A 5,363-nucleotide genomic window follows, 5' to 3' on the forward strand; every position below is an offset into this window, starting at 1 on the left:
TTGCCAAACCGCCTAAAGCTCAGTAAATTCAGCAAAGTTCAGGGTTTTGGGGGTTAGAGGCATGCTCCCCAGAAAATCTCAGTTGCAAAGGCGGTGCGGAGCACTCAAGCGATAGACTGGGGTGTACAGCTCCCGCTCCGCTGCGAATCTGCTCGATTGAACCGTTGCTCGCCAAGCCTACCCGCCAACCATGGGATCCGCAACTCTATCCGCTCCTTGTACCTTTCCCCTCACCGCTGTAGTGGGGCAACAGGCGGCCAAGCTGGCTCTGCTGCTGGCAGCAGTGGATCCCAGCCTAAGGGGTGTGGTGCTGGTGGGGCCTCGCGGCACCGCCAAGTCGGTTTTGGCCAGAGGGATCCACGCCTTGCTACCGCCCATCGAGGTGATTGCGGGATCCTATTGCAACGACGATCCAGCGCAGCCGGATACCTGGTCCGACTGGGCCAAGGCTCGCTACCCAGCCGGAGAGGTGCCGCCCACCCAAGTGATATCGCCCCCCTTTGTCCAGGTTCCCCTGGGCGTCACCGAAGATCGGCTGCTGGGATCCGTCGATGTGGAGGCCTCCATCAGGCAGGGGGAAACGGTCTTCCAGCCAGGGCTCTTGGCTGCTGCCCACCGGGGCGTGCTCTATGTGGATGACATCAACCTCTTGGACGACGCCATCGTCAACTTGTTGCTGACGGTGGTGGGGGATGGGGTCAACCGCCTGGAACGGGAGGGGCTGAGTCTGCAACACCCCTGCCTGCCTCTCTTGGTGGCCACCTACAACCCCGAAGAGGGATCCCTGCGCCCCCACCTGCTGGATCGCCTGGCACTGGTGGTGCCGGTGGGGCAGGAGCTGAGCCTAGAAGAGCGAGGGGAAATTGTCCAACGGGCAACGCAATTTGTCGATGCTCCCGAGCCCTTCCTGGCCGAGCACCAGGCGGAACTGGAGGAAATCCGCACCCGCATCCTCCTGGCGCGGGAGTGGCTGCCCCAGGTCAAGCCGCAGCGGGAACAGCTCCTCTACCTGGTGCAGGAGGCCATCCGCGGCAACGTCCAAGGGCACCGGGGAGAACAATTTGCCCTGCGAGCCGCCTGTGCCCTGGCGGCGCTGGAGGGGCGGGATCGCCTCCTGGCCGAGGATCTGCAGCAGGCCGTGCAGCTGGTGCTGCTGCGCCGCGCCCGTTACGACCCCGACCAGCCCCCGCCTCCCCCCCCACCCCAATCCCAACAGCCCGATCCTTCCCCAAGCAATTCCGACGACACCGGCGAGGACCAGGAGGAGACGGATCCCCAGCCGGAAAGCCTCAGCCTGCCGCAGGAGTTTTTTTTCGATCCTGAGCAGGTGGCCCTGGACCCGCGCCTGCTGGCCTTTGCCCAGTCCCTCAACCAGCAGGGAAAAACGGGATCCCGCAGCCTGGTGTTCAGCGCCGACCGAGGCCGCTACGTCAAGCCCATCCTGCCCCAGGGATCCAACCCCCGCATTGCCGTCGATGCCACCTTGCGAGCTGCTGCCCCCTATCAGAAAAGCCGCCGCCAGCGGCAACCGGGACGTAGCGTGATTGTGGAGCCGAGCGATATCCGCGCCAAAAAGCTGGTTCGCAAGGCCGGAGCCCTGGTGATCTTTGTGGTGGACGCCTCCGGCTCCATGGCCCTCAACCGCATGCAAGCGGCCAAAGGTGCCGCCCTGCGCCTGCTCACCGAGGCTTACCAAAACCGTGACAAGGTGGCCCTCATCGCCTTTCGTGGGGAAACTGCCGAAGTGTTGCTCCCCCCCACCCGCTCCATCGAGCTGGCCCGCCGCCGTCTGGAATCCCTGCCCTGTGGCGGGGGATCCCCTCTCGCCCATGCCCTCACCCAAGCCGTGCGCATGGGAGTCAATGCCCGCACCGCTGGCGATGTAGGTCAGGTGATGCTGGTGGCTCTCACCGATGGCCGGGCCAACATTCCCCTCAGCCGCTCCTTGGGACGGAGCGACAGCAAAAGCCAGTTGGGAGCGGATCCCATCGACCTCAAGCAAGAGCTGCGGGAGATCGCCCTGCGCATCCGCGCCCTGGGGTTGAAGCTGCTTTTGATCGATTCCCAAAGCCGCTTTGTAACCACCGGCTTCAGCGCCGAGCTGGCGGAATTGGCGGGCGGACGGTACTTTCATCTGCCCCGTGCCACCGACCAGGGGATCGCAGCCGTGGCCCGCTCGGCTATGCAGGAGGGACGCACCTACCCCTGAGAGAACAGCCTCTCCGTTGGCAAAGGTTGTAACTTTTCTTAATGGTTGGTTATGATCCCTGTAGGCGCTCTTTACCTTTTCCCATGGCTACAGGACTCCTGCCCCAACTTTCCCTGCAAAATCCCATGGCTGTCGATTGGGTTAGCCGAGGGGTAGGCGCAGCCATTCGTGCCCTCTTTAAGCATGCAGAGCGGCTGGAGGCGCGCGTGCGAGTGGAGCCTGTTGCCAAATTGTTGCAGGGTCGTATCGACAGCTTTGAACTGTTGGGCCAGCATCTGCAGATGTACAACGGCCTGAGGCTTTCGGCCCTAGAGCTGTTTTGCAACGCGGTGGCCATCGATTTCAGCCAAATTTGGCAGGGGAAGATCAAGCTGCGCCAGCCGGTACAGGCCACGATGCGTGTGGTGCTGAGCGAAGACGATCTGGCGCAATCGTTTAACACACCTTTTGTGCTGAATAGGCTGGCCTTAGGAAAGCAGGATGATAGCCCCCTATCCTTCCATCACGTCCATATCAGCATCACCCCGGCGCGACGACTGCAATTCCAGGCAAATGTACAGCAGGGAGAAGCCAGGGCTTTCTGCGTCGGTTTTTCCGCCCAGGTTGAGGTGCTGGAGCGGCGTCGCATCCGCTTTACAGATCCAGTGTTTGAAAGCGGTACAGAAGAGGAGCTAGCCTTGAGCCAAGCTTTGGTACGCTGCCTGAATGAGCTTCTGGATTTGGATCGGCTCGCCTTGCGAGGCACTGAGCTGCGGGTAGACCGGGTGAACTTGCAGCCCCAGCAGATGATCCTGTACGGCAGTGCCACCCTAGCGCAATTTCCCACACGCCAACCCCAATGGGAAAGTGCTTGACAGCCTTTGGAAGGGCGGCTACGCTCAATAGTGGTGAGGAGTGAAGAGAAGAAGCCTCTGGGGTCGAAACACGGACAGACGCCCAGGGGTTTTTTCATGTCCTAGGAGCTTAAGTGCTCCGCATTATAGTCATCTTGAATAGGAATAAAACATTTTCGTTCATTGCTCTCTAACTCCCCTCTCCCAAAAAGAGAGGGGCTTGGGGTGGTCGCGGAAGCGGCGCAGAGCGCTTGGGGAGTGTCTCAATCTAGTTTGAAATGGCTATAAGATGGCCATAATTGCTCGACGTTGGTCATGCCCGGGGATCAAGCTGCCTTTGCTGTGATGTCCGCAGCTTTGCCAACCGGAATACGGCGCGGCTTCTCTAGCTCTAAAGAGTGGGGCAGTTGGGTATCCTAAAAGCTGGGGCTACAGCATCCCCCCTGTTCAGAAGGATGAAGTGGCTCAAAACACAAGGGTCGTTCTGGGATCAAAGAACTCTTCAGCCTTGACCGTGAGGGGATGTTCATTCTTCCGTACCATTGGTTCATTATTTAAGCAGGTCTTGTCAAAGCGAGCGCACCGAGTTTGAAACAGCAACCACTCCGCGTACTTGAGTTTTGGCGCCGCCGCTTTCCCCACAGCTTGCGCACCCAGGTGGCATTGGTCATTGCCAGCCTTTCGTTCGTCCCCAACTTGGTTTTCATCCTGTCGGTGCAGTGGATCTGGCCCGACACGCAGTTCAGCACTGAAGGGATCCTCCTGCTGCTGCTGTGGATCCCGTTGCTGGCGGTGCTGTCGGCGGTGGTGGGCTATGCTCTGTCCTCCATGATTTTGCGCCCCCTCACCCTGCTGGCCCGCGAGTTGGCTCATTTGGAAACCTTGATTAACCAGCCCGCCCGTTGGAATCTGCTGCTCCGCCCCGGGGATCCCCAGGAAGCCCTGATCTTGCGGCAGGCTTTTGCCCAGTTGCTGCGCCAGATCCAGATCGATCAAATGCGGCGAGAAGCCTTTACCGCTACCCTCGTTCACGACCTCAAAACCCCCCTCATCGCCTTTGGGCACCTGCTGAGCGCCTTTAAACAGGATCAACAGCTCGAGCCGGAGCAACGTCGCGCTCTGCTGGATCGCATCCTGCAGGAAAATCAACACAATCTCTCTCTGGTGCAGAAAATGGTGGAGGCTCACCGCCTGGAGCGGGGAGAGATCGAGTTGCATCCTCGGCCTTGTGATCTGGGATCCCTGGCCAGAAAGGTGGCCGAGCGCATGGGATCCCTGGCCCAGGAGCGGGGGATCGATCTGCGAGTCGAAGGAGAAGGGTGGGGCAACGCCGATGAGGCAGAGCTGGAGCGGGCGCTGGTGAATCTGGTGGACAACGCCTTGCGCTACGCACGCCATGCGGTGGTGTTAATCGTCAGCCCCCACCAGATCCAGGTGCAGGATGATGGCCCCGGCTTGCCGGCTCCCCTAGAAGAGTTGGCCCAACCCTACGTGACCCAGCCCATTCACATTGCCGGCCACCACTACCCAACCGGCTCAGGAGGTCTGGGGCTATATATCGCCAGGCGCATCCTGCAGGCCCACGGGGGGGACTTGCGGTTGGTCGAGACGGGATCCCAAGGGACTGCTCTAGCCCTGGTGTTGCGCTAACCCAATAGATTGGTGCTGAACAAGACTGGTGTAGTCATTTTAAGTGACATACTCCCGCACTCATGTTGATGCAAAGCGCTCCGCGCCGCTAAAGCGAGAGAGTGCGGGCTTCCCAGTGACTCCGGTTAGCGCTCCGCGCCGCTAGCGCGAAAAGGACATTTCCTGGGCTTAAGGACTACGTCCCGCTAACGCGAAAAGGACGGGATGCCCCGCCCCTGTACTTGATGTCTATAGCGGCAGTGTATAAAACCCCGCTACTTTTTATGGCACCAGTAAGGACAAAACATCATGTCCCCGCCTTTCATCCCGACCCTCACCCTGGATAGTGAATAGTGGATAGTGGTTAGTGGATAGTGACTATTCACTATTCACTAGCCACTAACTAATAGAGGGCGGGGCTTCCCGGCGGTGTAGCTAGCGGTAACTAACGGGGGTGCAGGGGCAATCAGTCCTGCACTCTACCCGCAGGGTAAGCACCGGGATACAGGGATCCCCGCCATACCTCTGAGCGAAATCTGTTGAGCGAAATCTGTAGTAAAACCTACTTATGCTGGCGGTAACCTACAAGTACCGGATTGATCCAGATGCCTCTTGCTCTTGTCCGGTGGACAGGGGTTCCTGGGTGCAGGAGTCCATCCTGCCTGCCGATGCACCGTTCCCTGTGGATTAGA

At 59.8% G+C, this 5,363-nt stretch carries 3 protein-coding genes; all 3 read left to right on the plus strand.

What is annotated here, in order from left to right:
• Positions 1–190 precede the first annotated feature (190 nt).
• The 3 genes from bchD to NW839_RS12125 all read left to right on the plus strand — a co-directional run bounded on the left by bchD (position 191) and on the right by NW839_RS12125 (position 4,692).
• On the plus strand, positions 191–2,209 hold the full coding sequence (gene bchD / locus NW839_RS12115) for a magnesium chelatase ATPase subunit D (protein ID WP_414351464.1): 2,019 nt from the start codon (positions 191–193) through the stop codon (positions 2,207–2,209).
• A 125-nt stretch (positions 2,210–2,334) separates the two neighbouring features.
• Positions 2,335–3,063, plus strand: a complete 729-nt coding sequence (locus tag NW839_RS12120; RefSeq protein ID WP_011432355.1) for a DUF2993 domain-containing protein — start codon at positions 2,335–2,337, stop codon at positions 3,061–3,063.
• 567 nt (positions 3,064–3,630) lie between these two features.
• Complete coding sequence (locus NW839_RS12125; RefSeq protein ID WP_011432354.1) at positions 3,631–4,692, plus strand: sensor histidine kinase; 1,062 nt, start codon at positions 3,631–3,633, stop codon at positions 4,690–4,692.
• The last annotated feature ends 671 nt before the right edge of the window (positions 4,693–5,363 follow it).

Source organism: Synechococcus sp. R5-15 (assembly GCF_047462035.1).
Lineage (GTDB): Bacteria > Cyanobacteriota > Cyanobacteriia > Thermostichales > Thermostichaceae > Thermostichus.